The organism is Amycolatopsis sp. WAC 01375 (assembly GCF_003947325.1).
Taxonomy (GTDB): Bacteria; Actinomycetota; Actinomycetes; order Mycobacteriales; family Pseudonocardiaceae; genus Amycolatopsis.
In genome coordinates this window covers 297,467-323,460 of sequence record NZ_QHHW01000024.1, presented here as the reverse complement: position 1 = coordinate 323,460, position 25,994 = coordinate 297,467, and the positions used below count along the sequence as shown (strand labels likewise).

The window sequence follows — 25,994 nt, the reverse complement described above, 5'->3', positions numbered from 1 at the left end:
TTTGGTGAGTCAGCCCTTGAGTGCGCCCGAGGCGAGGCCGCGGACGAACGAACGCTGGAAGAACAGGAACGCGGCGACCGAGGGGAGCAGCGCCAGCAGCGACGCCGCCATGATCACGCCCGGCGTGACGTTCGTGTCGATCCGCAGTGTCCGCAGGGCCAGCGGCAGGGTGTAGGTCGAGGCGTCGGTCGACACGAGCAGGGGCAGCAGGTACTGGTCCCAGATCATCGTGAAGCCGAAGACACCGATCACGCCGAGCGCGGGCTTGCACATCGGGAGGATGATCTGCGCGAAGATCCGCAGATCGCCGGCGCCGTCGATCCGCGCGGCCTCCTCGAGTTCGCGGGGGACGTCCTTCATGAACTCGGTCATCACCAGGATCGAGAAGGCCCACGCGCCCAGCGGCACGATCATCCCGGCGAGGCTGCCGATCAGGTTGAAGTGCACCAGCGGCAGATCCGAGAGGATCAACGACAGCGGGATCGCGAGGATCTCCTCCGGCAGCATCAGCGTCGCCAGGATCGCGACCAGCACGAAGGTCATGAACCGGAACTTCTTGCGCGCCAGCGCGTAACCGGCCAGCACCGAGACGATGACCTGCAGCAGCAGGCCGAAGCCGACCACCAGGAACGAGTTGAGCAGGTACATCCCGACGCCGAGGTCGAACGCGATGCCGAAGTTGTCCAGGGTCGGGCTCGACGGGACGACGCTCAGCGCAGTCGGATCGGAGACGTTGTTGAACGCGCTGACCAGCAGCGCCAGCAACGGCCCGGCGAACACCAGGAGCAGCAGGGTGTACAGGACGAACTTCAGGATCCGTCCGCCCGGCGATTTGACGGCGTCGAGGCCGAGTGCCGAATCGTTGGCCGCGGTCATGCGTCTCGCCTCCGTCGGAGCACCTGGACGAACAGCGTGAGCACGAGCGTCGCGAGGAACAGCAGGACCGCACCCGCCGCGCCGACGCCCAGCCGGTTCTGTTCCAGGCCGAGTTTGTAGATCAGGGTCATCGCGACTTCCGTCGAGCCGTTCGGCCCGCCGTTGGTCAGCAGGAACACCTCGGTGAACACCCGCAGGCCGCGGATCGCCGCGAGCACGAACAGGATCGAGAACACCGACCGCAGGCCCGGCAGCGTCACGTGGAGGATCTTGCGCCAGCGGGAGGCACCGTCCACAGTGGCCGCTTCGTAGAGGCCCCTGTCGATTCCGGCCAGTCCGGCGAGGAAGATCATCATGTCGTACGGCGCGCCGCGCCAGATGCCGGTGACGATGACCGAGATCATCGACGTGTCGGGATCGTTGATGAAGCCCGACGGGCCAAGCCCGACCATGCCGAGGATGGAGTTCAGCATCCCGTCCTCGGTCGGGTGGTACATGATCCGCCAGAGTTCGGCGACCACCGCGATCGGCACGACCACCGGCAGGAACGCCGCCGACCGCAGGAACTTCAGCCGTTTGCTCTGGCCCTCCATGAGCAGGGCGAGCGCGAGGCCGATGACCATCGACCCGACCGTCTGCCCGACCGCGATGACCACGGTGTGCCAGATGGCGGAGTGGAACGCCTCGTCACCGAGGACGGTGCTGTAGTTCTGCCCGCCGACCCACTGGTTGCCGAGGTACGGCTGGACATCCTGGAAGGACATCGTCACCGCGGTGATCATCGGGATGAACTTGAAGTACACGAACAGGATCAGGGCGGGGGCCAGGAACAGCCACGGCGTCCACCACTTCCCGTCGCGGTCGCTGCGCCTGCGGGCCTTCGGCGCGGGCGCCCGCTTGGCAGCGGGACGGTCCGCGCCGACGGCCGCCGGCTTGGCGTGATCTACGGTCATGACGCGCTGATCCCCTGTTGCTGCAAGGTCGCGGTGAGCTTGGTGTCGAGTTTCGCCAGTTCCGCCTTGGTGTCGAGCTTGCAGTCGGCGATGAGCGCGCTGACCGTGTCGGCGGTGTCCTGGCGGACGGGCGTCCAGTTCGGGATGGACGGCGCGTAGTGGCCGGACTTGGCATAGATCTCGGCGTAGGTCTTCCAACGCGGGTCGGGCCGGACCTGGCTGATGTCGATGTTCTTGTTCACCGGGAGCTGCACGATGAAGGCAGAATCGCCCTCCATGCCGATCTTCTGGCCGTCGGCCGAGATCGCGAAGTCACCGAAGGCGTCCTGCCCGGCCTGGTTCGGCGAGCCCGCCATCATGTAGATCGACAGGCCCTCGGCGAGCACGTCGGCGTTCTTGGCGCCCTTCGGCATCGGGACGACCTCGTACTTGTCCTTGCCGAGCGCCTTGTCGAAACGCGGCAGCAGATACGGGCCGACGACGTACATCCCGGCCTTGCCCGCTTCGAAGGTCTCGTTGGTCGCCGGGGTCGGCATGGTGACCGAACCGGGCTGGATCACGTTGTCCTTGCAGCCGAGGTCGCGGAACCACTGCACCGCGGTGACGGATTCGGGCGTGCTCATCGACGGCTTGTACTTGCCGCCCCCGGCCTCGGTGATGAAGTCGCCGCCCGCGGCCCACAGGAAGTTGGAGAAGTACCAGGAGGCGTAGCCCCGCTTGGTCGACAGCGTCGCGTTGAGGCCCGCGGTGTCGTTCTTGCCGTTGCCGTCGGGGTCACCGGTGGTGAACGCCTTGGCGAGGTCGACGAGCTCCGGCCAGCTCTGCGGCACGCTCTTGCCGAGCTTCTCGCGCCAGTCCTTGCGGATCAGCAGCGCCGAAGCCTGCGCGCTGTAGGGCAGGCCGTACAGCTTGCCGTCCGGGGTCTGGTTGGACTTCAACGCCTGCTCGGTCAGCTCGGCGGCGTGCTTGATCTTGCCCTGTTCGATCTCGCGCACGAGACCCTGGCTCTTCAGCGTGCCGACCTGCGTGACGTCGTTCATCACGATGTCCGGCAGGTCGCGCTGGGCGGCGCGCTGGGCCAGCTTCGTCTCGAAGTCGTCGAAGATCGCGGTGACCTGCACCTTGAACCCGGTGGCCTTCTCGAAGGCTTCCGCGAGCCGTTTGGTGGCCTGCTCGCCGGCGCCGCCGGGAGTCGTCCGGGTCCACAGTTCCAAGGGCGCCTTGGTGTCCTGCGCGACGTTCGTTCCGGCGGGGCCTGCCGAGCAGCCCGAAAGGACCAGCGCTGAGACAGTGAGTCCCACGCCGATCCACCGCGATTTCCGCATCGCATCTCCTGTTCACTGTGGACCACGCTGTCTACTCCGCAGGGGACGGTAAGCGCTTTCCCGACCTGAGGTCAATGGTCCGATGATTACGAATTTCAATCGGCAGGGTTTGCCCCTGCGTGGGCCTTGCCGCGCGTGGACCGGGGAAAGCATCCGATGTATGGTCGCCGACGGAGGTAGGGATGACCGAGCTGCAACACCGGCCGACGGCACTTCTCGTGATGGAGGAACGCCGCCGCGACGACGTTTACCCCGAGGCGGTGCTGAAGGAGATCGGCACGCTGGTGGACCTGCGTGAGCCGCTCACCCGCGAGCGGCTGGCGGAGGATCCGGCGGCACTGGAAGGCGTCGAAATCCTGTTGTCCGGCTGGGGTGCCCCGGTGCTGGACTCCGTCCTCTTGGGACACGCGCCGGACCTGCGCGCGGTACTCGTCGCCGCCGGATCGGTCCGGCCGCTGACCACCCCCGAGTTCTGGGCGCGCGAGCTGCCGATCGTGTCCGCCGCGGCCGCGAACGCCGTCCCGGTCGCCGAGTTCACCCTGGCCCAAGTCCTCTTAGGACTCAAGCAGGTACACCGGATCTCCCGCGAGATCCGGGAGCGGCGGGCCTATCCGCCCGACCCGAGGGTCGCCGGTACCTACCGGTCCAGGGTCGGCCTCCTGGGCCTCGGCGAGATCGGTGCTCTCGTCGCGTCGCATTTGCGCGGTTTCGACGTGGACGTGCTCGCGAGCGACCCCGTCGTCGACCCGGCGACCGCCGCCGGACTCGGCGTGCGGCTGGTGGGTCTGGACGAACTGTTCGCCACCTGCCCCGTGGTCAGCCTGCACGCGCCGCTGCTTCCGGAGACCGAAGGACTGGTGAACGGGGAGCTGGTGGCCAGGATGGGCATCGGCGCGACCCTGATCAACACCGCCCGCGGCGCCGTCGTCGACGAACCGTCGGTGATCCCGGTGCTGCGCGAGCGCCCGGACCTCACGGCGATCCTCGACGTCACCTGGCCCGAACCGCCCGAGCCGGACTCGCCGCTGTACACGCTGCCGAACGTGGTGCTCACCCCCCATCTGGCCGGCGCGCTGGGCGCCGAACGCGCCCGGATGGGCGAACTCGTCACGCGGGAGCTTCGGCGGTTCGTGCTCAGGGAGCCGCTTCAGCACGCCGTCGCACCGGACCGGGCGCATTTGCGGGCGTGATGCTCGCAGTTCGAGAGATCGGTCCGCGTTCTGGCCGTCGACCTGCCAGGACACGGCGACAGCGCTCCCGCGGAGAAGGGCGCGGCTCGGCGTGAGGTCGCGTCAGGTCGTATAACGCCCTATACCGCGTGCCGACTGGCGGTCAACACGGCCGTGAGGCCCTCCTGCAGATCTTTGACGAAGTACCCGGGCACCTCCAGCGACGGGAAATGGCCCCCGGTTTCGGGTGACCTCCATCGGACGATCTGGCGGTACCGCTCCTGCGCCCAGGGGCGCGGATACTTCTCGATGTCGCGGGGATAGACGGTGATCGCCGACGGGACGTCGACCCGGAGATCGGGATCGAGCGAGTTGTGGCTTTCGTAGTAGATGCGGGCCGACGATGCGCCGGTCCGGGTCAGCCAATACAGGGTGACGTCGTCGAGGACACGGTCCCGGGAGATCGTCTCGAACGGGCTGTCCTCGGTGTCGGACCACTCGGCGAACTTGTCGAGGATCCAGGCGAGAAGCCCGACCGGTGAGTCGACGAGCGAGTAACCGATGGTCTGCGGCCTGGTCGCCTGCTGCTTCGCGTACGCCGCGCGGTGATGCCAGAAATCGTGGGTTTCCTCGGTCCACTCGCGCTCGATCGCCGTCAGCCCGTCCGTGGTCAGCCCGGGCGGCCCCTCCGCGAACGTCGTGTGGATGCCGAGGACGTGCGCCGGGAAACGGCCGCCGAGAACCGTGGTGATATTGCCGCCCCAGTCGCCGCCGTGGGCGGTGAACCTGTCGTAGCCGAGCCTGCCCATCAGCTCCACCCAAGCGGCCGCGATCTTCTCGGTGCCCCATCCGGTGGTGGCCGGCTTGTCGCTGTAACCGAAGCCGGGTAGCGAGGGCACCACGACGTGGAACGCCGGCGCGTCCGGGTTCTCGGGGTTCGCCAGTTCATCCACCACATCGACGAATTCGGCGATGCTGCCCGGCCAGCCGTGCGTCAAGACCAGGGGAACGGCGTCCGCGCGGGCGGACCGGCGGTGCAGGAAGTGGATACCCAGGCCGTCGACGGTCGTGCGGAACTGACCGATCCGGTCGAGGTGCTTCTCGAAAGATCGCCAGTCGTATTCGGTGCGCCAGTAGTCCACGACATCGACGAGGTCGGCGAGCGGAACGCCCTGCCCCCATCGGCGATCGACCGTCTCGGGCTCCGGTAGCCGCGCCGCGGCCAATCGCGCGCGCAGATCGTCGAGTTCGGCGTCAGACGCGCGGGCTTCGAATGGTTGTACGTCGCTGGTCGGACGGGGCATGGGACCTCCTGTCATCGTGGAACCGGCTAAGACGGTTCTAGCAGCTCTTCCGGTCTGGGTGCAACCGGCTAAGGTGGTTCCATGCCTGCTGGGTTCCCTGACTTCCGCCTCGGCAACGTGCTCGCGACCAGCTTCACCGCGACTCTGACGGAGCGCCGCGGTGACGCCGTGGAGCGCATTCCCACGCCGCACCGACTCGTCGACTGGCTGGCGGTGAACGGCCTCGCCGTGGACTCGTGCACCGACGCCCAGCTCGAACTCGCTCGAGAACTGAGGGAGTCGATTCACGCCGCAGCGACCGCGGGCGCGCTCCAGGACGCGCTTCCCGCTTCGGCTGTCCAGGTCATCAACGACCACAGCACTCAGGGCCGCGCCGCGGCTGTCCTGACGCCCGAAGGCAAGCGGCGATGGCAGCTCGGTTCGGCATCCCGCGTGGAAGACGCCCTCAGCGTGATCGCCGCCGACGCGATCAGCATCATCGCAGGCGAACGCGACGGAAAACTGGCCCTGTGCGCATCGCCGACCTGTCAAGCCGCCTTCTTCGACACCAGCCAAAGCCGCACCCGCAAATGGTGCGACATGAACACATGCGGGAACCGTCAGAAGAAGGCGCGGTTCAATGCCAGCCAGCGGAAGAGCTCTCTGTGAGCGTATCGGTGGGTGGCGAGGCTGGGTCTGTTGCCGGGGAATGGCGACGGGGCCGGGTGGCGGTGTGAGGTCGGGCTGGTGACGTGAGCGCCCGGGCCGTTGCCGAAGAACGGCGACAGGCAAGAGCGGCGGCCGTGCGAGGTCGGTGCTGTTCCAGTTCGTTGCCGGGTAACGGCAATCGGTTCGGGCGGCGGTGTGAGGCCGGCTTTGTGATGTGACTGGCTGCTCTGTTGCCGCGAAACGGCGACGAGCGGCATCGGCATCGAGCCCGGCCACCTCGGCTGATCGCCGCTGAACGGCAATAGTGGGCTATCGGCTTCGTGACCCGGTCACCCGCCGTTGCCGCGAAACGGCAACAGGCCGGGCATCGCGGAGGTGCAAGGCCGGACCGGCGACATGAGCGCCCGGGCCCTTGCCGTTTCGCGGCGATGGGGTCGGGCGGAGAACTGTGGCCGGCCTGGTGGCATTGCCGCTCCGACCCGTTGCCGCAGAACGGCGACAGACCAGAGCAGCGGCGGCGGTGTGAGGCAGCTCTGTTGCCGCGAAACGGCGATAAGCGGGGACGGCAGCGGCCCAGACCCATCGCCGCGAAACAGCGACACCTCAGCGCAAAGCAGTCACCGGTTCCGCACCGCAGGCGCATACCTCGGCCCAGGCGAGATCACCCAGTTCTGGTATTCCGGCATGAAACCACCCGTGCCGAGCCCAAAAGGAACCCCCAGAGCCTCACTGTGTCCACTGTGGACAGAACTGGCGAAGTTGACCACCTTCTGATCGAGGGTCTCGTGCGGCGGCCGCCACCGGACAGCCGCCACCCCTGGACGACACGTCACCGTGACACTTTCCGGTGACAACCCGGTGAACCGGCCGGATCCGGGGAATACGCGGGCATCGAGGAGAAAAGGAGAGAACGATGAAGTCACGTATCGCCGCCCTGGCGGCCGCAGTCACGTTCTTGGTCTCCGCGGGAGCCGTCACCGCCTCGCCAGCCATCGCGGACCCGGTGCCCGGCAACCCGAACCAGTTCTACGCGTCGTGCGCCGTCGACCTGCTGGGCGTCCCGGTGGGTTGCCTGGAAACCGACGAAGAACACGCGACGCACATCTGCCAGTATGTGCTCACGGCGTTCGGTCTCGGCCTCGACTGCATCCAACGCTGAGCCGGATCAGGTGCCGAGCCAGCCGGGGTTCGCCGCCGCCCACTCGGGAAGACGGTGGCGGATCGCGGCGGGTTCGGCGATCGCGTGCAGCAATCCACTTCGGACGGTGGTGACGTCGATGGGTGAGCCTTCGCGCCACAGCAGGAGATGCCTTGTCCTCAGCGGAACACCGCGCAGGGCCACCACCGGGCCGGGCATCGTGGTACCGGAATCGAGGGACTGGACCGGCGCCACCGCGCGGGGATCGTTCCGGACGGCCTGCCACAGCGCCGTCGGTTCCACTTCCCGCACGGTGATCTCACCGAGGCCGGCGCGGGTGCACTGATCGGTCAGGTGGTCGCGGAACCCGTCGTCCGCGCCCGCCGCGGTCAGCCAGGCCGACCCGGCGAGTTCCGCCAAGGACACCTCGCCGCGTCCGGCGACGGAATGGTCCGGGGACACGATCACGAACACCGGCTCCGTTCCGACGGGAAGCAGGTGGACGCCGTCCGGCGGGACGATCTCCTGGCCGGGGTGATCCACGTACAGCGCCAGTTCCACCGTGCTGTCGAAAAGCGCGGCGAACAACGCGGTCCTGCCGGTCATCGTGAGCAGTTCGACCGGACGGCCGGGCGCGGCCGCGGCGACCACGCCACTCAGCATCTCGGCGAAGACGGTCGGGAACGCGCCGATCCGGAGCAGGCCTTCGGGCGGTGCGCGGTGGAACCGGCGGATCGCCAGTTCGAGGTCGTCCGCCGCGGCCAAGACCCGTTTCGCGTGCTTCAGGAGCACTTCGCCCAGCGCGGTGGGGTGGATGCCGTGCCGGTCGCGTTCGAACACCGTCCGCTCCAGGGCCCGCTCGACCCGGTGCAGTTGCGCGCTCAACGCCGGCTGCGAGAGCCCGAGCGCGGTCGCGGCCTTCGCGAGACTGCCCGCCGACGCGATCGCGTCGAGAAGGCGCAGATGCCGGACATCGATCTCCGCGGGCCAGGAATGGCCGTCCCCGGGACCGATCAGGGGGCTGATCACAGGTCGTCCTCGTCGATGATCGTGCGGAGTTCGTGCAGTGCGCGGTGCTGGGCGACCCGGACCAGGCCGGGGCTCACCCGCAGGATCGCGCCTGCCTCGGGCGCGGTCATGCCGACGGTGATCCGCAACCGGAGGATCTCCTGCTGGATACCGGGCAGGGTGCTCATCAGCCGCGTCAACCGGTCGTGGCCGTCGGCGGCGAGGGCCTGCCGCTCGGGTTCGTTGGGCTCGGGCGTCGCGCGATCGGGCGGATCGGACCTGGGCTCCGATCGGTCCCGTGCTCGCCATCGGAAGGCGGCAGCGACCTTCCGGGCGGCCATCACCCGCACGTCGGTTCCGTCCGGCCGGAGCCGGCAGTAGTTCGCGACCACCGGCTGGACGATGCTCATCAACTCGTTGGTCGCCGCGGGGTCACCGCGGCGGGCGCGGGGGACGAGGGATTCGAGATCCGCCGCCTCCGCGCCGTCGTCAGGGGAAGGAGCCGCCCCCGGCGAGGTGAGTTCGCCGGGGGCGGTCCAGGTCAGGCGAGTTCCCAAAGCGCGGGCACGTTGGGCGGCTCCCAGCCAGGCTGGGAGGTGTGCGGCTGGATCACCCGGTAGTTGCTGCCGCCGTAGCTGGCGGTCGCGCCGGAGCCGTAGTAGGTGTTCGGCGCCCAGGTGCCGCCCGGCGGGTTCGAGGTCGTCGGGCTGGTCGGGGTGGTGGTCCTGGTCGGCGTCGTGGTGGTGCTGGACGGCGGGTTCCCGCTGACCGTCAAGCGCAGGTTGTAGACGCTCAGGATCTCCGTGACCGGCTGGAAGTAGATCGTGCCGCCGGAGGTGCAGTTTCCGGAGCCACCGGAGGTGACGCCCTGCGCCTGGTCGCCGGTGATCCACGAACCGCCGGAGTCACCGGGCTCGGCACAGGCGTTCGTCCGGGTCAGGCCGGTGATGGTGCCCTCGGGGTAGGTGACCGAGGTGTTCTTCTGCAGGATGGTGCCGCAGTGCCAGCCGGTGGTGGAGCCGGAGCGGCACACCGAGGAGTTGACCGGGGCCTCGGTCGAACCGGCGACCGGCACGGTGCCCGGGTAGCGGTTCACCAGCGGGCGCGGGGTGTTGCCGGCGTCGGCGCGGACCCAGGCGTAGTCATTGCCGGGGAAGCTGGAACCCGCGACGCTTCCGCTCGGGTTCGAGGTGCGCGTTCCGGTCGTGCCGCAGTGTCCGGCGGTCACGAAGCCGCCTTCGACCGCGAAGCCGATGGAGCAGCGGCCCGAGCCGAAGGTGTAGGCGTTGCCTCCGATGATGTCGATCAGCGGGCGCGGGTCTTCGGTGCTGGCTTCGACCCGGACCAGGTCGGACGGCACGCCGGACTCGGCCGCCCACGACTTCGCGGCGGCCTCTCCGCCGGCGTTGGCGAGCACGACGATCGAATTGGTGGTGACGTCGGTGAACCAGCCGGGCACGGTGTTCGGTGCCTTGCCGGACTTGGCGTCCAGCCGCAGCTTCGCGGCGTCGAGATCGGTGGCACTGCGGGCGACGGTCTTCGGGGTCGCGCCCGCGGCGCGCACCAGGTCGGTCTGTGCGGCGTCGGTGACCGCCACGGTGAGCGTGGTCCCGGTGCCGTCCAGCCACGATCCGGCGTACGACGTGCCGAGCTGCTTCTTCAGCGTGTTGTCGGCGACCGCGGCGCGCTGTTCGCTCGCGAGCCGGAGCTTGGCCTGCTCTGGGCTGATCTTCAGGTCGCGGGCCATCGCGGCCAGCATTTCGGACTGGGCCTGGTCACCGGCGGTGGCTTGCTGACCGGCGCTCGCACTGGGGGTGAGGGCGATGGCGGTGACCAAGCCTGCCCCGGTTATGGCCGCGGCAGTGGCGGCTAAGATCTTTCTGTTCATGTCGGCGCTTTCCTCGAAAGTGGCGGGGGAGGGGGATTCGTCCCCGACCGTACGAGGCGCCTCACTCGATTGGTACATACCATTTGGGTCATATCACCCGGCTTGAACGCGGGGTGATATGGCGGGATTCCATGGTGATCCGGCCGATGAATCCGTTACGGTGCAATGGTTTAGCCGCTAACGGAGGAAGCTGAGTCCAGCCGCGCCATCCGATCCGTCGCGGCGTTCCCTGTCGTGAATACCGTACTTTTGAGGGGTAGGGCAAAGGGAAAACCGGAACTTCTCACAGTGTGAGGAAGTGCCCGTCGTGCCGGAGGGTGCGCCGGCACGACGGGCGAGGGCCGGTGATCAGGTGCGCAACCACACCGCGGTGTCCGTCGGGAGTTCACCGTCGACCGGGCCGCTGGCCATGAGCACTTCGCGATGCGAAGGCAGCGGCACCGGCGAGCCCGAGAAGTTCAGCACGAAGGTGAACCCCGGTTCCCTGGTGAACGCGAGTACGCCTTCGCCCAGGTCCAGCCACTCCAGTTCGCCAGGACCGAGCGCGGGGAGTTCGTCCCGCAGGCGCAGGCCGGCGCGGTAGAGCCCGAGCATCGATGCGGCGTCGGCGGCCTGTGCCTCCGCCGTGCTGGAGCGCCATTCCGTCGGCTGGGGCAGCCACGTCCCGCCGGTGCCGAAGCCGAACGGCGGTGCGTCGCCGGACCAGGGGATCGGGACACGGCATCCGTCACGGCCGGGGTCGGCGCCGTTCGTGCGCGTCCACACCGGATCCTGGCGGAGTCCGTCCGGGATGTCCTCGACCTCCCACAGGCCGAGCTCTTCCCCCTGGTACACGTACAGACCGCCCGGCAGCGCCATGGTCAGCAACGCCGCCGCGCGCGCCCGGCGGGTGCCGAGTTCGCGGTCCACCGGCGTGCCGTGCAGCCGATCGGCGAACGCGAAACCCGTGTCGCCCTCGCGGCCGTACCGGGTCACATGCCGGGTGACGTCGTGGTTCGACAGCACCCAGGCCGCTGGCGCGTCGACCTCCTCGTGCGCCACCAGCGTCCGCTGGACGACGTCCCGGAACCGCGCGGAATCCCACGGGCACACCAGGAAATCGAAGTTGAACGCCGCGTGCAGTTCGTCGCGGCGGAGGTACCTCGCGGCGCGCGACATGTCAGGCAGCCACATCTCGCCGACCAGCACCCGGTCGCCGGGGTAGCTGTCGGCGATCTTGCGCCACGACCGGTAGATCTCGTGCAGCCCCTCCTGATCGGAGAACGGCGTCTCGTCACCGGGATCGACGTCGGGCAGCCGCGGGTCCTTCACCAGCCCATCGGCGACGTCGATCCGGAAGCCGTCGACGCCGCGGTCGAACCAGAACCGCAGCACGTCCTCGAAATCCTGGCGGATGTCCTGGTTGTCCCAGTTGAAGTCCGGCTGGCGCGAGCTGTACAGGTGCAGGTACCACTCGCCGTCCGGCACCCGTGTCCACGCGGAACCGCCGAAGCGCGACTTCCAGTTGTTCGGCGGCTCGGCGCCGTCCGGCCCGCGGCCCGGCCGGAACCAGAACCGTTGCCGCTCGGGCGATCCCGGCTCCGCCGCGAGTGCTTCCCGGAACCAGCGATGCTCGTCGGAGCAGTGGTTCGGCACGATGTCGATGATCACGCGGATCCCCTTGGCGTGGGCCGCGGCGATCAGGTCCTCCGCTTCGGCGAGGGTGCCGAAGAGCGGGTCGATGTCCCGGAAATCGGCGACGTCGTAGCCGCCGTCGTCCATCGGCGACGGATACCACGGGGTGAACCAGATCGCGTCGATCCCCAGTTCGGCCAGGTAGTCCAGCCGCGCGCGGACGCCGGCGAGATCGCCGACGCCGTCGCCGTTCCCGTCGGCGAAACTGCGGATGTAGACCTGGTAGATCGCCGCGCTCCGCCACCATCCGGCGGTCTGCCCCAATGCGGTCACGGAAGTGCCCTCCTCAGTCGTTCGTGGATACCCCGAATGCGGCGAAGAATTCAGCCTTTGAGGCTGCCGGCGGTGAGCCCGGCGAGGATGTGCCGCTGGAATGCCAGGAACAGCGCCACCATCGGCAGGCTGGCCAGCACCATGCCCGCGACGAGCACGTTCAGCGGCATGTCGATGGCCACCCGTTGCAGCATCACCGACAGCGTCTGCTTTTCGGTGTCCGGGAACACCAGCAGCGGCCAGATGAAGTCCTTCCACGCGGCCACCACCGCGAGGATCGACACCACGGCCAGGATCGGCCGGGAGATCGGCAGGATGATGCGCCACAGCGTGCGCACCGGCCCGGCGCCGTCGAGCCGTGCGGCCTCGATCAGCTCGTCCGGGATCTGGTCGAAGAACCGTTTCAGCAGGTAGATGTTGAACGCGTTCGCGGCGGCCGGCAGCCAGATCGCCGCCGGGGAGTTGATCAGGTTGACGTGCAGCAGCGGCAGATCGGTGATCGTCACGTAGGTCGGCACCAGCAGCGCCGCGGCCGGAAGCATCAACGTCGCGAGCATGAGTCCCAGGACGACGTTGCCGAATTTCGGCCGCAGCTTCGACAACGCGAACGCCGCTGGGACGTCGATGGCCAGCTGGGCCAGCCAGGCGCCCCCGGCGACGATGACCGTGTTGAGGAAGTACTTGCCGAGACTCAGCTGATCCCACGCGTCGGCGAAGGTCTCCGGATGCCACTCGGTCGGGACGAGCGTCGCCGGTGTGTGAGCCAGCTCCTGTGGCGACTTCATCGCCCCCGTCACCACCCAGTACAGCGGGAACAGGAACGCGATGACGAACAGAAGCAGGGTGCAGCCGAAGATGACGGCGTAGCCGATTTTGCCGCCGGGGCTGCGAAGCGTGCTGGGGGAGACGAGCGTCCTCATGACTGATCCGCCTTCCGGGTCAGGCGCACGTACAACGCGGAGAACACCCCGAGCGCGACGAACAGCAACAGGCTCAACGCGCTGGCCGAGCCGAAGTCGTTGTAGACGAAGGCATAGCGGTACAGCAGGAGGAGCACGGTGACGGTGGAGTCGTCCGGCCCGCCGCCGGTCATCACGTACGGCTCGGTGAACACCTGCATGGTCGCGACGACCTGCAGCAACAGGAGCACCAGCAGCACGAACCTGGTCTGCGGCAACGTGACGTGGATCAGGCGCTTCCACAGCCCCGCGCCGTCGAGCTCCGCGGCTTCGTAGAGCTCGCCGGGGATCGTGCCGAGCGCGGCGAGGTAGATCAGCGTCGTGCTGCCCATGTTCGCCCATGTGGAGACGAACACCAGCGACAGCATCGACGTGTCACTCGAGTCGAGCCACTGGCCGCCCGGCAGGCCGACGGCGCCGAGCGCGGAGTTGAACAGTCCGGAACCCGGGTCGTAGAACCACTTCCACATCAGCGCGGTGACCACCGGCGGCAGCATCACCGGCAGATAGACCGCGAGCCGGAAGAACGCCTTGGCGTGCCGTAGTTCGTTGAGCAGGACCGCGGTCAGGAACGGCACCACGAAACCGAAGACCAGCGCGAGCCCGGTGAACAGCAACGTGTTGCGCCAGGCGACGCCGAACAGCGGATCTTCGAACAGGCGGGTGAAGTTGTCGAAGCCGACCCACGTCGGCGGGTTGACGAAGTCCACCTGCTGGAAGCTCAGCAGCACCCCGCGCACGATCGGATACCAGGAGAACAGCGCGAACACCACGAGCGCGGCGCACAGCAGCCCGTACGCGGTGAGGTTCTCCTTCAGCTTGCGGCGCAACCGGTTCCGCCGGCGTTCGGCCGCGGACGCGACCGGCCGACCGGCCCGCGACGACGCTGTCGCGGGCCAGTCGAGGACGCTACTTGACCTGTGCGAGGACACTGTTGACCTTCGACTCGGCCGACGACAGCTGCTGATCGATATTCGCGCTCCGATCGGTGAGCACCGCCTGCATCACACTGTCGAGGACGGCGTAGACCTGCTGTGCGTTCGGCGGCTCGATACTGCCCTTGATCCGCGAACTCGCGTCCACATAGGACTGATAGTTTTCGGCGGGAACGTTGGCGTGCTTGGCTTTGATCGCGAGCTGCTGGTCACGGACGGCGCCCTGCCAGACGTCCGGGGTCGGCTCGGCGGGCAGCCCGACCGGCTGCTTGCCGTCGACGTACTGCTGGACGTGCTTCTCGAAGCGATCCGGGTTGAGGTACTTCCAGCGGACCCATTCCAGGCCGGCCTTGATCTTCTCCGGCGAGGCCTTGGGGTTGATCATGTAGCCTTCGCCGCCGAGCAGCGTGCCCTGCCCACCCGGCATCCCGGCGACGCCGTAGTCCTCGTACTTGCCGTTGAACTGCTTGACCAGCACCGGGACGTTGTCCGGCGCGGCCATGTACATGCCGAGCTGGCCAGCGCCCATCATGCGCTGCACGTCCTGCGCTTCCAGCAACTGCTTGGCGCCCATGGAGTCGTCGTCCCACCGCATGGCGCGCAGCTGGTTCAGCGCGGCCTTGGCCTTGTCGTTGTTGAAGGCGGCGACCCACTTGTCGCCCTCCTTGCGGGCGACCTCGCTGCCCATGGAGTAGAGCCAGCCGGTGAGGTGCCAGCCGCCCTGGTTGTTCTTGCTGTAGTCGGCGTATCCGACGGTGCCGTTGCCCAGCGCGGCGATCTTCTTCGCCGCTTCGCGGACCTCGTCCCAGGTCTGCGGCGGCTTGTTCGGGTCGAGCCCGGCCTTCCGGAACAGCGGACGGCTGTAGACCAGGCCCATGCTGTAGTTCATCGTCGGCAGGCCGTAGAGCTTGCCGTCGGCGCCCCGGAAGTTGTCCAGCAACTCCGGCTTGATGTCGCCGAAGTTCTTCAGGCCCTTGGCCGCTTCGGTGATGTCGGCGGCCTGACGGCGCGCGATGATCTGCGCCGGATCGGTGAAGTAGACGTAGTAGACGTCTTCGAGCTGCCCGCCGGCGAGTTTGGCGGAGAACGTCTTCGGGTCCATGAACCCTTCGTGCGGCTCGATGTCTATGTCCGGGTGGGTCTCCTCGAACTCCTTGACGTCGGCGTCGAACACGCCGCGTTCGAACGGCTGGCTGGCCGGGGGCTGGCCGGTGACGGTGATCTTGACCTTGCCCCCGGCCCCGGTGGTTTCACCGGAGCCGGATCCGCAGGCGGCCACCCCCAGAGTCAGTCCGCCCGCAAGGAGCAGGCAGAACATCCGGCGGCGCACGGTGGGGGACCAAGTGCTGCTCATCTTCAAGCCTCATCTCGGGATCGCGACGGCTGTCACGTGATTGCGGTCACTCTAAAACGAAGCCCCGGATTAACGCAATAACTGGATTAGAACTTGCAACTTTACGACAGCCGACGCGTGCAGGGGCGCCTCAAGTACACGAAGGCCCCCTTCCTTGCGTCTAGCGCAAGGAAGGGGGCCTTCATGTACTGGGGAAGGTGCGCGGGCCCCTGCAAGGAGGTGACTTAGTGAGAAGAAGGCGTCCTTCGCCGCGTCCGATGCGACGAAGGACGCCTCCGGCCCTGGTCAGGCACGGGGGTCGTGAGTGGCGATTCGTGTTCTAGCCCGAATCGCCACTCACGACCCCGGCGCGACCACGCCACCTTCGCCCTGCCCTCACTTAAGTACGGCGGGCGGTGGAGCCCCGGACGACGAGTTCGGGTGCGAAAAGCAGCTCCTCGGCCGCGACCTCGCCACCGTTTATGCGCTTGACCAGCAGTTCTACCACGGCGCGGCCCATCGCCTCGATCGGCTGGCGGGTCGTGGTCAGCGGCGGGTCGGTGCAGTTCATCAGTGCCGAATCGTCGTAGCCGACCACCGAGATGTCATCGGGGACCGAAAGCCCCTGCCGCCGGGCCGCGCGGATCGCGCCCAGGGCAAGCAGGTCGCTCGCGCACAGCACGGCCGTCGCGCCGCGGGGGTACAGCCGGGCCGCGGCCGCGTGCCCGCCTTCGATGGAGAACATGCCGTGTTCGACGAGTTCGTCCAGGACGGGGAGACCGAGTTTCCCCGCGTAGGCGCGGAAAGCCTCGAGTTTGCGCTGGGACGGCACGTGGTCGGTCGGGCCGAGGACGAGGCCGATCTTCTCGTGCCCGAGCGAACTCAGATGCCCGACGACCTGCTCGACGGCGACCGCGTCGTCGCACGAGATCTGCGGCAGTCCGAGGTGCTCGACGGCGGCGTTGATCAGCACTGTCGGCAGGCGGCGTTCGGCGAGATGGTGGTAGTGGGAGTGCACCGCGTCGGACTGGGCGTAGAGCCCGCCTGCGAACACGACACCCGAAACCTGCTGCTGCAGAAGCAGCTCGACGTACTCCGCTTCGGAGACGCCGCCCGCGGTCCGGGTGCACAGCACCGGCGTGAAACCCTGCTGGGCCAGCGCGTTGCCCATGATCTCGGCCAGTGCGGGGAAGATGGGATTCTGCAATTCGGGAAGGACCAGTCCGACCAGGCGGGCGCGATCACCGCGCAGCTGGGTCGGCCGTTCGTAACCCATCACGTCCAGCGCGGTGAGGACGGCGGCCCGGGTGCCGGCGGAGACCCCGGAGCGGCCGTTGAGTACCCGGCTGACCGTGGCTTCACTGACCCCGACCTTGCGGGCGACTTCGGCAAGACGACGCGTCATGGCTGAAACTTTACCGCAAGCGAGCGCAAAACCTAGACATTCTTGATCGGTGGGGTGCTGGAGTCTCTCAAGACATGGAAGTCGCGCGAGGAGGGAACGAGCGCGGCGGCCGCCGGAGCGGCGAAGCAGACGACGGCGCAGGCCGCCAAGACGGGCGCCGCTCCGAATCGGTCGATCGCGGGCGCGATGAGGGCCAGTCCGGCGGGCGCCAGGCCGTAGGAGAACAGGAAGTCCAAAGAGGACACCCGGGCGAGCCTGCCCGGCTCGACCTCGCGCTGGGTCGCGGTGAACCACGGGACGTTGAACAGCTCGATGCCGAATCCGGCGATGGCGTAGGCGGCCACGACGAGGGCCGGGTGCACTGGGAACAGCAGGCTCAGTGGCGCGAAGCCGTAGCAGCCGAGCCCGATCAGCGCTGCCCAGCCCTGCCGTCTGGGGCGCCAGCGGGCGATGACGACGGCGCCGGCGAGCGCGCCGATGGTGTACGCGGTGAGCCCGGCGGCCAGGACGGCTTCGGTGTCATAGCGGTCGCGGCTGACCAGCGGCAGCACGACACCGGTGGCCGAGTAGCCGGTCGCGATCACGGCGGTCAGCGCGCCGAGCCCGGCGAGGAACCACGGATGACGTCGAGCTTCGCGGAGACCGTCGGCGAACTCGCCGAAAAAGCGGACCTTCGTCTTGGCCGGGGTGGGCGCGAAAGTGCCTCGCGGCGGGATCAGCGCCGCACCCAGCCACAGCACCGCCGTCCCGATCACCAGGGCCGACGTCGAGGCGAACTGGGAGAGCAGTGCGGTGAGCCCCGGCGCGACCAAGGTCGTGACCCGGACGGCGAGCGTCATCGCGGCGTTGGCCTGCTGACGCCGGTCCTCGGCGATCACTTCCGCGGTCAGCGCCTGGAACGCCGGGCGGCAAGCGCCCTGACCGACACCGACAACGGCGGCCGCGACGGCCATCAACAGGACGGACCGGCCCATCCCTGCCGCGATCAGGGGAGTGGCGAGACCCGCGATGAGGCCGGCCCAGAGCACGACCCCGCGCCGTGAGTACCGGTCGGCGAGTACCCCGGCCACCGGGACCGCCACGAGGAATCCGGCGGTCCGCGCGGCCAGCACGACGCCGAGGTCCACGGCCGAAAGCGACCGTTCCAGCACGGCCAGTCCGAGGATGAACGGCAGCGCCCAAGTCGCCAGTCCGGAGGCGGTGTTCCCGGTCCAGAGCCGGACGAACGACAGGCTGCGGAACACCGGGTGACGATAGCAAGGAGAGACAGCGGGCCCGGTCGCGCTCTACTCTGCCTCCGTGCGCACACCGACCTCGACCCGAGGCCCGGCCCGGCGCCTCCGCGGCGGGGCCGTGGGGGTCCTGACCGGGACTTTGGCGACCGGTGCCCACGTCGGGACCAGCGGACGAGTCCCCGACCTCGGCGTGGTCGTGCTGCTCGTCGCCCTGCTGAGCTGGGTGGCGTACGCGTTCGCGGGCCGTCGGCGCGGTCCGCTCGCCATCCTTGGCCTGGTGGCGGGCGGGCAGGTGGCGATGCACGCCTGCCTGACCTTCCTGACCTGGCAGTCGCACTCCCATCATGCCGAAACCCCGGGCAACGGCCTGTCCATGGCGGCCGGGCACGCCGCCGCGACCCTTGTGGTGGCCATGGTGCTCGCGGGCGCCGAGCGTGTCCTGTTCGCGCTCACGGCGCTGATCGCTTCGGTCCTCCCGCGCCGCCTGGCCCCGCGGCCGGCGACGGCGCCGCTGCGGATCCACGTCCCGCTCGCGGTGAAGTTCCCCGCGACCGAGGCGCTCCTGCGAGACGTGCTTTCGCGGCGCGGTCCGCCGGTGTCGTTCGCCTGATCCCCGAAACCCTGCCGAGACCCATGCCCCGGCAGGGCTCAGCACGCGTGCCGTGACCATCCCGGCGCGCGGCGAAGGCGCACGTCTCCCCACCGACGCCTCAGGAGTTCCCCCATGGCAACGCAAACCGATCCGACCACGAGCCCACCCCGCACGTCCGGCTGGCGCGGACTGTTCCTCCGCCTCCACTTCTACGCAGGTGTTCTCGTCGGCCCGTTCGTCCTCATCGCCGCGCTCACCGGCGTTCTGTACGCGGCGACGCCGCAGATGGAGTCCTGGATCTACGCCGATCAACTCCGGGCACCCGTCGGGCTGAACCAGGTCTCGCTCGCCGACCAGGTCAAAGCGGCTCAGGCGGCCAACCCTGGCGGTGACCTGGTCGCCGTCCGTCCCGCTCCCGAACTCGGCGACACGACTCGAGTGCTCTTCGCACAGGACGGGCTCGGCGAGTCCGAACGGCGCGCGATCTTCGTCGACCCCGCCACCGCGCAGGTGCGCGGGGATCTCGTCGCGTACGGCTCGAGCGGTGCCTTGCCGTTCCGGACCACGCTCGACCAGTTGCACCGCAACCTGCTGCTCGGCGAGCCGGGACGGCTTTACAGCGAACTGGCCGCGTCCTGGTTGTGGGTGGTCGCGCTGGGCGGTCTCGTGCTGTGGGTGAGCCGCCGCCGCGCCCGCCGGAACGAGAAGGCCGAGTCCGTGCGTGGGCAGTCGGTGCGCCGTCACGGATCTGTCGGCTTGTGGGTGCTGCTCGGCGCACTGTTCCTTTCCGCGACAGGGCTGACATGGTCGGCGTACGCGGGCGAGAACGTCTCGGCGCTGCGTGAATCCCTCGGCTGGGCCACGCCCGCGTTGAAGGTGACCGGCGCCGACGAACACGCCGGGCACACCGGGCACTCGGGTCACGGCGAAGCGCCCGCCGCGAAACCCGAGAGTGTGGACGCGATGCTCGCTTCGGCCCGCGCCGCCGGGATCGACGCGCCCTCCGTCGAGATCGGACTGCCTGCCGAACCCGGCGGTCCTTGGCAGGTGGCGGAAGTCGAGCGCGGCTGGCCGACGCAGGTCGACGCCGTCGCGGTCGACGGGACCACCGGGCAGATCCTCGGCGAGGTGCGGTTCGACGACCACCCACTGATGGCGAAGCTCGCCCGATGGGGGATCGACGCGCATATGGGCGTGCTGTTCGGCTGGCCGAACCAGATCTTGCTGCTCTTGCTCGGCGCCGGGCTGGTCACGCTGGTCGTGCTCGGCTACCGGATGTGGTGGCGGCGCAGGCCGACCCGGGCCACCGGGCTGACCTTCGGGCGGCCCATCCCGCGCGGGCAGTGGCGAAAGGCCCCGCCCGCCTTGGTGGCGGGTCTTCTCGTCCTCGCCGCCGCGATCGGCTGGTTCGTGCCGCTGTTCGGCCTCAGCCTGCTGGCTTTCCTGGTGATCGACCTGGTGTTGGGCCTGCGGTCCCGCCGGTCCGAACCGGAAGCCACCGACGTCACCGGATGAGTTCCGCGCTCGCCGCCCATAACCGGGCGGCGAGCGCGGTGTCGGCCAGCCTGCCGCGTACCGGTTCCCGCCTGGGTTCACCGCGCAGGCCGAATACCCGGGGGCCGAACATCTCGCCGCCGCGCACAGCGGGATCGAGAACGGCGCGGACGGCGGGCCAGGCGCCGGCTTCCTTGCCCTGCAACAGAAGTCCGGTCGGGAACTTCCGACCGCCCGGTGACGCGTGCACCGGCCTGGGCGGGGTCAGCGAGTCGAGCGCGCCGCCGGGATGGTCGACGACGCTCAGCACCGTGCTGCCTGCCGCGCGCAGCCGCCTGTCGAGTTCGAAGGCGAACAGCATCTGTGCCTGCTTCGAGCGCGCATAGGTGCGTTTGGGCTGGTAGTCGCGCTTGCTCTGGAGATCGTCCAGATCGAGTTCCGCGGACTTGCCCACGAAACTGCCCGTGGTGACGACGCGGCCGGCCTCCGCCGCTTCGAGCAAGGGCATCAGCCGATGCGCCAGCACGAAATGGCCGAGATGGTTGGTGGCGAAGGTCAGTTCGAGGCCATCGGCGGTCTCCTGCCTCGGCCGTCCCTCCAGGAGGACGCCCGCGTTGCAGACGACGGCGTCCAGTCGCTCGATCTCCAGAGCGTCCACAGAGGACTTGATGGACGAAAGATCGGAAAGGTCGAGCCGCAGGTGCCCGAGTTTCGCGTCCGGGACCCGGGACCGGATCGAGGCAATCGCGGCGTTGGCCTTTTCGGCGTTCCGGCTGCCGAGGAGCACGGTGGCCCCGGAGCAGGCGAGCTGTTCGGCGACGAAGTAGCCGATCCCCGCGTTGCCGCCGGTGACCAGGAAGGTCTTGCCGTCGGCTCGGGGCAGGTGGTGGACGTTCCAGTCACTCATGACGTGCTCCTCCTCTAAGTCGAAGTCACTCCGAAGATACACTCGTTGCGATTTCGGAGTTACTTCGATGTAAGGTGATCGTATGGGAACGACCGAGCCGGGCAGGCGTGAACGAAAGAAGGCGGCGACCCGCCAGGCCCTGTCTGAGGCGGCGCGAGAACTGTTCCTGGAACGGGGTTTCGACAACGTCACCGTCGCGGAGATCGCGGACGCCGCCGACACGGCGGTGTCCACGCTGTTCGCGCACTTCCCCGGCGGCAAGGAGGCGCTGGTCCTCGGCCACGGGCACGAACGCGAGGAGGCACTCGCCGCCGCCGTGCGCGAACGCGGCGAGGACGTTTCGATCCTGGACGCCTTGCGGGACTTCCTCGCGAGTCGCGGCCCGTTCGATCCGGATCGCGGCCCACTGGCGCGCCGGGTCGCGGATCTGGTGATCGCCACCCCGGCGCTGCGCGCCTACGCCAGGACATTGTGGACGGGCTGCGAGGACGCGCTCACGAAGGTCGTCGCCGAAGAGACCGGACAGGGCGATTTCTCCGTGCGGCTGCTGGCTCGCTATGTCCTGGAGGTCCCGGACCTTGCCGGTGCCGAACCGGATCCCGCCGCGGCACTGGAAGCCGCTTTCGTCTTCCTACGGCGAGGCTGGCCGGGGTTCTGAGCGGCTAGCCTGGAGCGATGAAGGGTCTGCTCTTGCGGCTGTCCGAGGTGGACGCCGACGCGGAAGCCGCGGTCCGGGTCATCGCCTATTTCGATGAGCTCGTGGCCAGGCAGGCCCGCCTCTCCGATCTGGTGCGCGCCACCGCGGCGCTCGCGGGCTGCGTGGCCGGGCTGCGCCGGGAAGGCGTCCCGTCGCCACTGCGGTTCACCCCGGACGGCGAGCCCGCCGCCGATGCGGTGACAGAGCCCGCGTCGGCCGACCTCGGTGAGCCGCCGGGGAAGGTCTGGCTGGAGCGGGCCGGTTCGCCGGGGCCGCTCGACGATCTCGTGCTGGAGCGGTTCGCCATGGCGGCCCGTGTCCTCGGCCGCGCCGAACCCGGTGGAAACGCGCCGCATCTGGCGGATCCCGCGCTCGTCGAATTGCTGCTGGGCGAGCAGGCGGGGGAGGAGGACCGGGCCAGGGCGCTCCGGCTGCTCGGCCTGGCCGCCGGACGACCGGTGCGGGTCTTGGCCGTCGGTACCGAGGACGGCCGCGATCCCGGTGCGGCCGCCGTCGGGCTCCTGGCGCGAGGCGGTTCGCTGCCCCGGCTGCCTGTGGCGACGGTGGGGGAAGTCGCCGCCGTGCTGCTGCAACCCCGCGACGACGACGCGATCGTCGGCGCGCTGCGTTCCGCACTCGCCGACCGGGCGAGGGAACGCGACACCACCGGCGGGGTACGGGTCGGTGTCGGTGATGCCGTGCCGGGACTCGAAGCGCGTCACTCGTGGTTGCAGGCCAGGCTGGCGGAACGCTTCGCCGTCCCCGCCGCCGAGCCGATCGTGGTGCACGGCGACCTCGGTTCGCTCACTCTGCTCGCCGAGGTACCGGTCGCACGGTTACAGGGACAGGACGACGTCCTCGCACTGGACGCCCTCGCCGCGACGCCGACCGGGGCCGCCGACGTCGCGGCGCTGGAAGCGTTCTGCCGGACGGGATCGCTGCGGCAGGCGGCGGTCGCACTGCACCGCCACCACAGTTCGGTGGCGGCCAGGCTGGCCCACGTCGAAGACGCGCTGGGCTGGCGGCTGGACGAGCCGGGCGATCGCTTCCGTGCGCGTCTCGCGTTGCTCGCCCGCCGCCTCGCGCAACGCGGCTAGGCCTCCAGCGCTCGCGCGAGCACGGTGATCGCTTCCGCGACCTCGCGTTTGCTCACCGCGGCGTGCTCCACCGAGGACGAGCCGTGGAACGTTCCCGGGAACAAGTGCAGTTCGGTGGTGACGCCGGAGGCGAGGAGAGCCTGCGCGTAGGCGATTCCCTCGTCGCGCAACGGGTCGAACTCCATCACCGAGACGTAGGCCGGCGGCAGGCCGCTCAGGTCCACCGCCCTGGCGGGCGCCGCGTGGACGGGGACGTCCGCGCCGCCGCGAACCCCCTTGCCGAGATAGCAATCCCAGCTGATCTCGGCCCTCGGCTTGTTCCACTGTGGAGTGTCGACGAACGCCCGCATACTCGGCGTGTCCAGCCGGTCGTCCACCTCCGGCACCCCGAGGTACTGGAACGCGATCGCCGGGCCGCCCCGGTCGCGGGCGAGCAGGGCGAGCGCCGCGCACAACCCGCCGCCCGCGCTGATGCCGTGGATCGCGATCCGGCCGGGGTCGACGCCGAGTTCGGCCGCGTTCTTCGCGACCCAGGTGAGCGCCGCGTAGCAGTCTTCGAGAGCCGCCGGATATGGCGCTTCGGGTGCCAGCCGGTAGTCGACCGACACCACGACGACACCGATTTCCCTGGCGAAACGCACGTTGGCCGCGTGGTCGATCTCCAGGTCGCCGATGACGAATCCGCCGCCGTGGACGTCGAAGATCGCGGCGGGCGCCGAGATCCGGTCCGGCGTGTAGATCCGCACCCGGACATCCGGGGCGCCTTCAGGACCGGGTACTCGTTCCTCGCGGATGCCGACACCCGTTTCGTCCACCACGCCTTGCCGCTCCGCGAACACCGCCTTCAGCTGTTCCCGGGTGCCGGGCAGATCGGTGAGGTCCAGTTTGGGCAACAGCGGGACGGCCGGGGCGATTTCGGGGTCGTACGCGTAGGTCATCGGTCGTACTCCTGACTCGGCGGGAGGATCCGCCCCCGATGATGGCCGCCCCGGCCGTCGGGTTTCATCCGCCACGCGTCGCGGAAGCGGGCTCTTTCACCCACCGAACGTGCGCCGTGCCGAGGTCTTCGGTCGGCACGCGGTGCGTTTCGCGGGCGGTGAGCGCGGCCGTGGCACTGAGCAGGCAGACGGCGGCGGTGAAGACGGCGACGCCGAGCCAGTCTTCCTTCCCCGAGCCGATCGCGGCCACCACGCTGGGGGCGAACCCGGCGATGGCGAACCCGATCTGGGTGCCGATCGCCATCCCCGAAAGGCGGACCTTCGCGCTGAACATCTCGCCGTAGAACGACGGCCACACCCCGTTGACGGCACTGTAGGCGACACCGAACAGCAGGATGCCGAGCGCGAAGATCAGCGGATACGAACCATCCGAAATGGACCACAGGTACGGGAAGATCAGTACGGCACAGGCGAGACAACCCGCGATGAACACGGGTTTGCGGCCGATCCGGTCGGAAAGTCCGGCCAGGAAAGGGATCGCGAGCAGTGCGACGACATTGGCCAGTACGCCGACCCACAGTATCGGCCCGCGTTCGAGCCCGACCGTGTTGACCGCGTAGCTCAGCGCGTAGACGGTGAAGATCGTGCTGACGGAGGCGATGGTGGCCGCGGCGACGACGCGGAGCACGTCCTTCCAGTGCGTCCGGAACAGCACGGCGACCGGCAGTTTGGCGACGTCGGACCGGTTCTGTTCGAACACCGGGGTCTCGTCGATCTTGCGGCGGATCACGAAGCCGACCATCACCACGACGGCACTGCACCAGAACGGGATCCGCCAGCCCCAGGTGAGCAGTTGTTCCTGGGGGAGCGCGGCGATCGGCAGGAAGACCGCGGTGGCGAGGATCTGGCCGGCCTGGGTGCCGCTGAGGGTGAAGCTCGTGTAGTAGCCGCGCCGGTGGGCAGGCGCGTGCTCCATCGACATCGAGTTGGCGCCCGCCTGTTCGCCGGCGGCCGAAAGCCCTTGCAACAGGCGGAGAACCACCAGCAGGATCGGGGCGAGTACGCCGATGGAGGCATAGGTCGGCAGGCAGCCGACGAGGAACGTCGTGGCGCCCATCAGCAACAGCGTGAACACCAGGACCTTCTTGCGGCCGAGGCGGTCGCCGACGTGCCCGAGCACGAACGCGCCTACCGGGCGGGCCAGGTATCCGACGCCGAAGGTCGCCAGCGCCAGCAGTGTTCCGGTGGCGGGGGAGGAAGCCGGGAAGAAGACCTTGTTGAACACCAGCGCGGCGGCGGTTCCGTAGATGAAGAAGTCGTAGTACTCCAGTGCGCTGCCGATCCAGGCCGCCAGTGCGGCTTTACGGGGCATGCCTTGCGTGACAGGAGGGGGAGAGGCCACGTCGACGCTCCAATGTACTATCCAGCAATGTACGATCTAGTTAGTTAATACAGCGTGCGAGACGGTGCCCCGGTTGTCAAGAGCGGGGATTTCAGGCCGTCAGGTACTCGATCACCAGGTCGCCCAGCATCAGGCGATAGTGGGCGCGGCGCGCGGGGTCGAGCATGTCGCGGCCGAAGATCGCGGAGAAGGTGTGCCGGTTCGCGAGACGGAACACGCAGAACGAGCTGATCACCATGTGCACGTCGAGCGCGTCGACGTCGTCGCGGAACCGGCCTGTCTCCCGGCCGCGGTCGAGGATGCGGGTGAGCACGTCGAGGGCTGGATTCGCCATGCCCGACAAGGCTTCGGACCGCGCGATGTGCTCGCCGTGATGGATGTTCTCGATGCTCACGAGCCGGATGAAGTCCGGGTTCGCCTCGTGGTGGTCGAAGGTGAGTTCGGCGAGCTGACGGATCGCGTCCTCGGGTTCGAGGTGGTCGACGTCCAGATCCTGTTCGAGGGCGCGGATGGTCGCGTACGCCCGTTCGAGCGCGGCGACGTAGAGCTGCTCCTTGCCGCCGAAGTAGTAGTAGATCATCCGCTTCGTGGTGCTCGTACGATCGGCGATCTCGTCCACTCTCGCGCCGGCGTAACCCTTGTCGGCGAACTCTCTGGTGGCCACCGCGAGGATTTCGGCGCGGGTGCGTTCCTTGTCGCGCTGGCGCTCGACCTCGGACGACGGTGCGGCCACCTGACTCCCTC

The 25,994-nt window shown here is 68.8% G+C and carries 24 protein-coding genes; 7 read left to right on the top strand and 17 right to left on the bottom strand.

What is annotated here, in order from left to right:
• Positions 1-9 precede the first annotated feature (9 nt).
• Genes DL991_RS13555 through DL991_RS13545 form a run of 3 tightly spaced genes read right to left on the bottom strand, consistent with a single transcriptional unit; the run spans position 10 to position 3,154 of the window.
• Positions 10-876 carry a carbohydrate ABC transporter permease gene (locus DL991_RS13555; RefSeq protein ID WP_125784541.1) on the bottom strand — a complete coding sequence of 289 codons (867 nt, stop codon included), beginning with the start codon at positions 874-876 and terminating at the stop codon, positions 10-12.
• Positions 873-1,829: a carbohydrate ABC transporter permease gene (locus DL991_RS13550; RefSeq protein WP_125784539.1), complete on the bottom strand. Its 957-nt coding sequence runs from the start codon at positions 1,827-1,829 to the stop codon at positions 873-875. Before DL991_RS13550 ends, DL991_RS13555 begins: the two co-directional genes overlap by 4 nt.
• Positions 1,826-3,154, bottom strand: a complete 1,329-nt coding sequence (locus DL991_RS13545; RefSeq protein WP_125784537.1) for a sugar ABC transporter substrate-binding protein — start codon at positions 3,152-3,154, stop codon at positions 1,826-1,828. The genes DL991_RS13550 and DL991_RS13545 overlap by 4 nt, the downstream gene beginning before the upstream one ends.
• 182 nt (positions 3,155-3,336) lie before the next feature.
• Between DL991_RS13545 and DL991_RS13540 the strand changes: the two genes are divergently transcribed.
• Positions 3,337-4,344, top strand: a complete 1,008-nt coding sequence (locus DL991_RS13540) for a hydroxyacid dehydrogenase (RefSeq protein WP_125784535.1) — start codon at positions 3,337-3,339, stop codon at positions 4,342-4,344.
• Between the two features lie 119 nt (positions 4,345-4,463).
• Here DL991_RS13540 and DL991_RS13535 read toward each other — a convergent pair whose 3' ends face one another.
• Positions 4,464-5,627 (bottom strand): epoxide hydrolase family protein, encoded by a 1,164-nt coding sequence (locus DL991_RS13535; protein WP_125784533.1) that lies wholly within the window; start codon positions 5,625-5,627, stop codon positions 4,464-4,466.
• Between the two features lie 81 nt (positions 5,628-5,708).
• On the opposite strand from DL991_RS13535, the gene DL991_RS13530 reads away from it, so the two are divergent.
• Together DL991_RS13530 and DL991_RS13525 are read left to right on the top strand one after the other, a co-directional pair.
• Positions 5,709-6,275: an ABATE domain-containing protein gene (locus tag DL991_RS13530; RefSeq protein WP_125784531.1), complete on the top strand. Its 567-nt coding sequence runs from the start codon at positions 5,709-5,711 to the stop codon at positions 6,273-6,275.
• A 913-nt stretch (positions 6,276-7,188) separates the two neighbouring features.
• Entirely contained in the window at positions 7,189-7,434 is a 246-nt protein-coding gene (locus tag DL991_RS13525; protein WP_125784529.1) for a hypothetical protein, read from the top strand.
• Positions 7,435-7,440: 6 nt separating this feature from the next.
• Here DL991_RS13525 and DL991_RS13520 read toward each other — a convergent pair whose 3' ends face one another.
• From DL991_RS13520 to DL991_RS13480, 9 genes are all read right to left on the bottom strand, one after another.
• Positions 7,441-8,442 carry a LysR family transcriptional regulator gene (locus tag DL991_RS13520; protein ID WP_125784527.1) on the bottom strand — a complete coding sequence of 334 codons (1,002 nt, stop codon included), beginning with the start codon at positions 8,440-8,442 and terminating at the stop codon, positions 7,441-7,443.
• Complete coding sequence (locus tag DL991_RS13515; protein WP_233598826.1) at positions 8,439-8,978, bottom strand: sigma factor-like helix-turn-helix DNA-binding protein; 540 nt, start codon at positions 8,976-8,978, stop codon at positions 8,439-8,441. Before DL991_RS13515 ends, DL991_RS13520 begins: the two co-directional genes overlap by 4 nt.
• Positions 8,963-10,309: an alpha-lytic protease prodomain-containing protein gene (locus DL991_RS13510; RefSeq protein WP_125784525.1), complete on the bottom strand. Its 1,347-nt coding sequence runs from the start codon at positions 10,307-10,309 to the stop codon at positions 8,963-8,965. The genes DL991_RS13515 and DL991_RS13510 overlap by 16 nt, the downstream gene beginning before the upstream one ends.
• A gap of 348 nt (positions 10,310-10,657) precedes the next feature.
• Positions 10,658-12,256: a glycoside hydrolase family 13 protein gene (locus DL991_RS13505; protein WP_199753937.1), complete on the bottom strand. Its 1,599-nt coding sequence runs from the start codon at positions 12,254-12,256 to the stop codon at positions 10,658-10,660.
• Positions 12,257-12,306: 50 nt separating this feature from the next.
• Positions 12,307-13,176 carry a carbohydrate ABC transporter permease gene (locus tag DL991_RS13500; protein WP_125784523.1) on the bottom strand — a complete coding sequence of 290 codons (870 nt, stop codon included), beginning with the start codon at positions 13,174-13,176 and terminating at the stop codon, positions 12,307-12,309.
• Complete coding sequence (locus DL991_RS13495; RefSeq protein ID WP_125784521.1) at positions 13,173-14,147, bottom strand: carbohydrate ABC transporter permease; 975 nt, start codon at positions 14,145-14,147, stop codon at positions 13,173-13,175. The genes DL991_RS13500 and DL991_RS13495 overlap by 4 nt, the downstream gene beginning before the upstream one ends.
• Positions 14,125-15,504, bottom strand: coding sequence for an ABC transporter substrate-binding protein (locus DL991_RS13490; RefSeq protein WP_125784519.1), 1,380 nt, complete (start codon positions 15,502-15,504; stop codon positions 14,125-14,127). The genes DL991_RS13495 and DL991_RS13490 overlap by 23 nt, the downstream gene beginning before the upstream one ends.
• 379 nt (positions 15,505-15,883) lie before the next feature.
• Positions 15,884-16,888 (bottom strand): LacI family DNA-binding transcriptional regulator, encoded by a 1,005-nt coding sequence (locus DL991_RS13485; RefSeq protein ID WP_125784517.1) that lies wholly within the window; start codon positions 16,886-16,888, stop codon positions 15,884-15,886.
• A gap of 32 nt (positions 16,889-16,920) precedes the next feature.
• Entirely contained in the window at positions 16,921-18,132 is a 1,212-nt protein-coding gene (locus tag DL991_RS13480; protein ID WP_125784515.1) for an MFS transporter, read from the bottom strand.
• A gap of 55 nt (positions 18,133-18,187) precedes the next feature.
• Here DL991_RS13480 and DL991_RS13475 point away from each other — a divergent pair, with 55 nt between their 5' ends.
• Both DL991_RS13475 and DL991_RS13470 read left to right on the top strand, forming a co-directional pair.
• Complete coding sequence (locus DL991_RS13475) at positions 18,188-18,733, top strand: hypothetical protein (protein ID WP_233598824.1); 546 nt, start codon at positions 18,188-18,190, stop codon at positions 18,731-18,733.
• A 114-nt stretch (positions 18,734-18,847) separates the two neighbouring features.
• Complete coding sequence (locus tag DL991_RS13470; protein WP_125784513.1) at positions 18,848-20,230, top strand: PepSY domain-containing protein; 1,383 nt, start codon at positions 18,848-18,850, stop codon at positions 20,228-20,230.
• Here the strand turns inward: DL991_RS13470 and DL991_RS13465 are convergent.
• Positions 20,220-21,116, bottom strand: a complete 897-nt coding sequence (locus DL991_RS13465) for an SDR family NAD(P)-dependent oxidoreductase (RefSeq protein WP_125784511.1) — start codon at positions 21,114-21,116, stop codon at positions 20,220-20,222. The genes DL991_RS13470 and DL991_RS13465 overlap by 11 nt on opposite strands.
• Positions 21,117-21,198: 82 nt before the next feature.
• On the opposite strand from DL991_RS13465, the gene DL991_RS13460 reads away from it, so the two are divergent.
• On the top strand, positions 21,199-21,774 hold the full coding sequence (locus DL991_RS13460) for a TetR/AcrR family transcriptional regulator (RefSeq protein WP_125784509.1): 576 nt from the start codon (positions 21,199-21,201) through the stop codon (positions 21,772-21,774).
• Between the two features lie 17 nt (positions 21,775-21,791).
• Positions 21,792-22,910 carry a CdaR family transcriptional regulator gene (locus tag DL991_RS13455; RefSeq protein ID WP_125784507.1) on the top strand — a complete coding sequence of 373 codons (1,119 nt, stop codon included), beginning with the start codon at positions 21,792-21,794 and terminating at the stop codon, positions 22,908-22,910.
• On the opposite strand, the gene DL991_RS13450 is transcribed toward DL991_RS13455, so the two are convergent.
• The 3 genes from DL991_RS13450 to DL991_RS13440 form a co-directional block, all read right to left on the bottom strand.
• A complete protein-coding gene (locus tag DL991_RS13450; protein ID WP_125784505.1) occupies positions 22,907-23,848 on the bottom strand; it encodes an alpha/beta hydrolase in 942 nt (313 codons plus the stop codon). The two genes, DL991_RS13455 and DL991_RS13450, sit on opposite strands and share 4 nt — an antisense overlap.
• A gap of 64 nt (positions 23,849-23,912) precedes the next feature.
• Positions 23,913-25,220: an MFS transporter gene (locus tag DL991_RS13445; RefSeq protein ID WP_125784503.1), complete on the bottom strand. Its 1,308-nt coding sequence runs from the start codon at positions 25,218-25,220 to the stop codon at positions 23,913-23,915.
• 121 nt (positions 25,221-25,341) lie between these two features.
• A complete protein-coding gene (locus DL991_RS13440) occupies positions 25,342-25,983 on the bottom strand; it encodes a TetR/AcrR family transcriptional regulator (RefSeq protein WP_125784501.1) in 642 nt (213 codons plus the stop codon).
• Between the last annotated feature and the right edge of the window lie 11 nt (positions 25,984-25,994).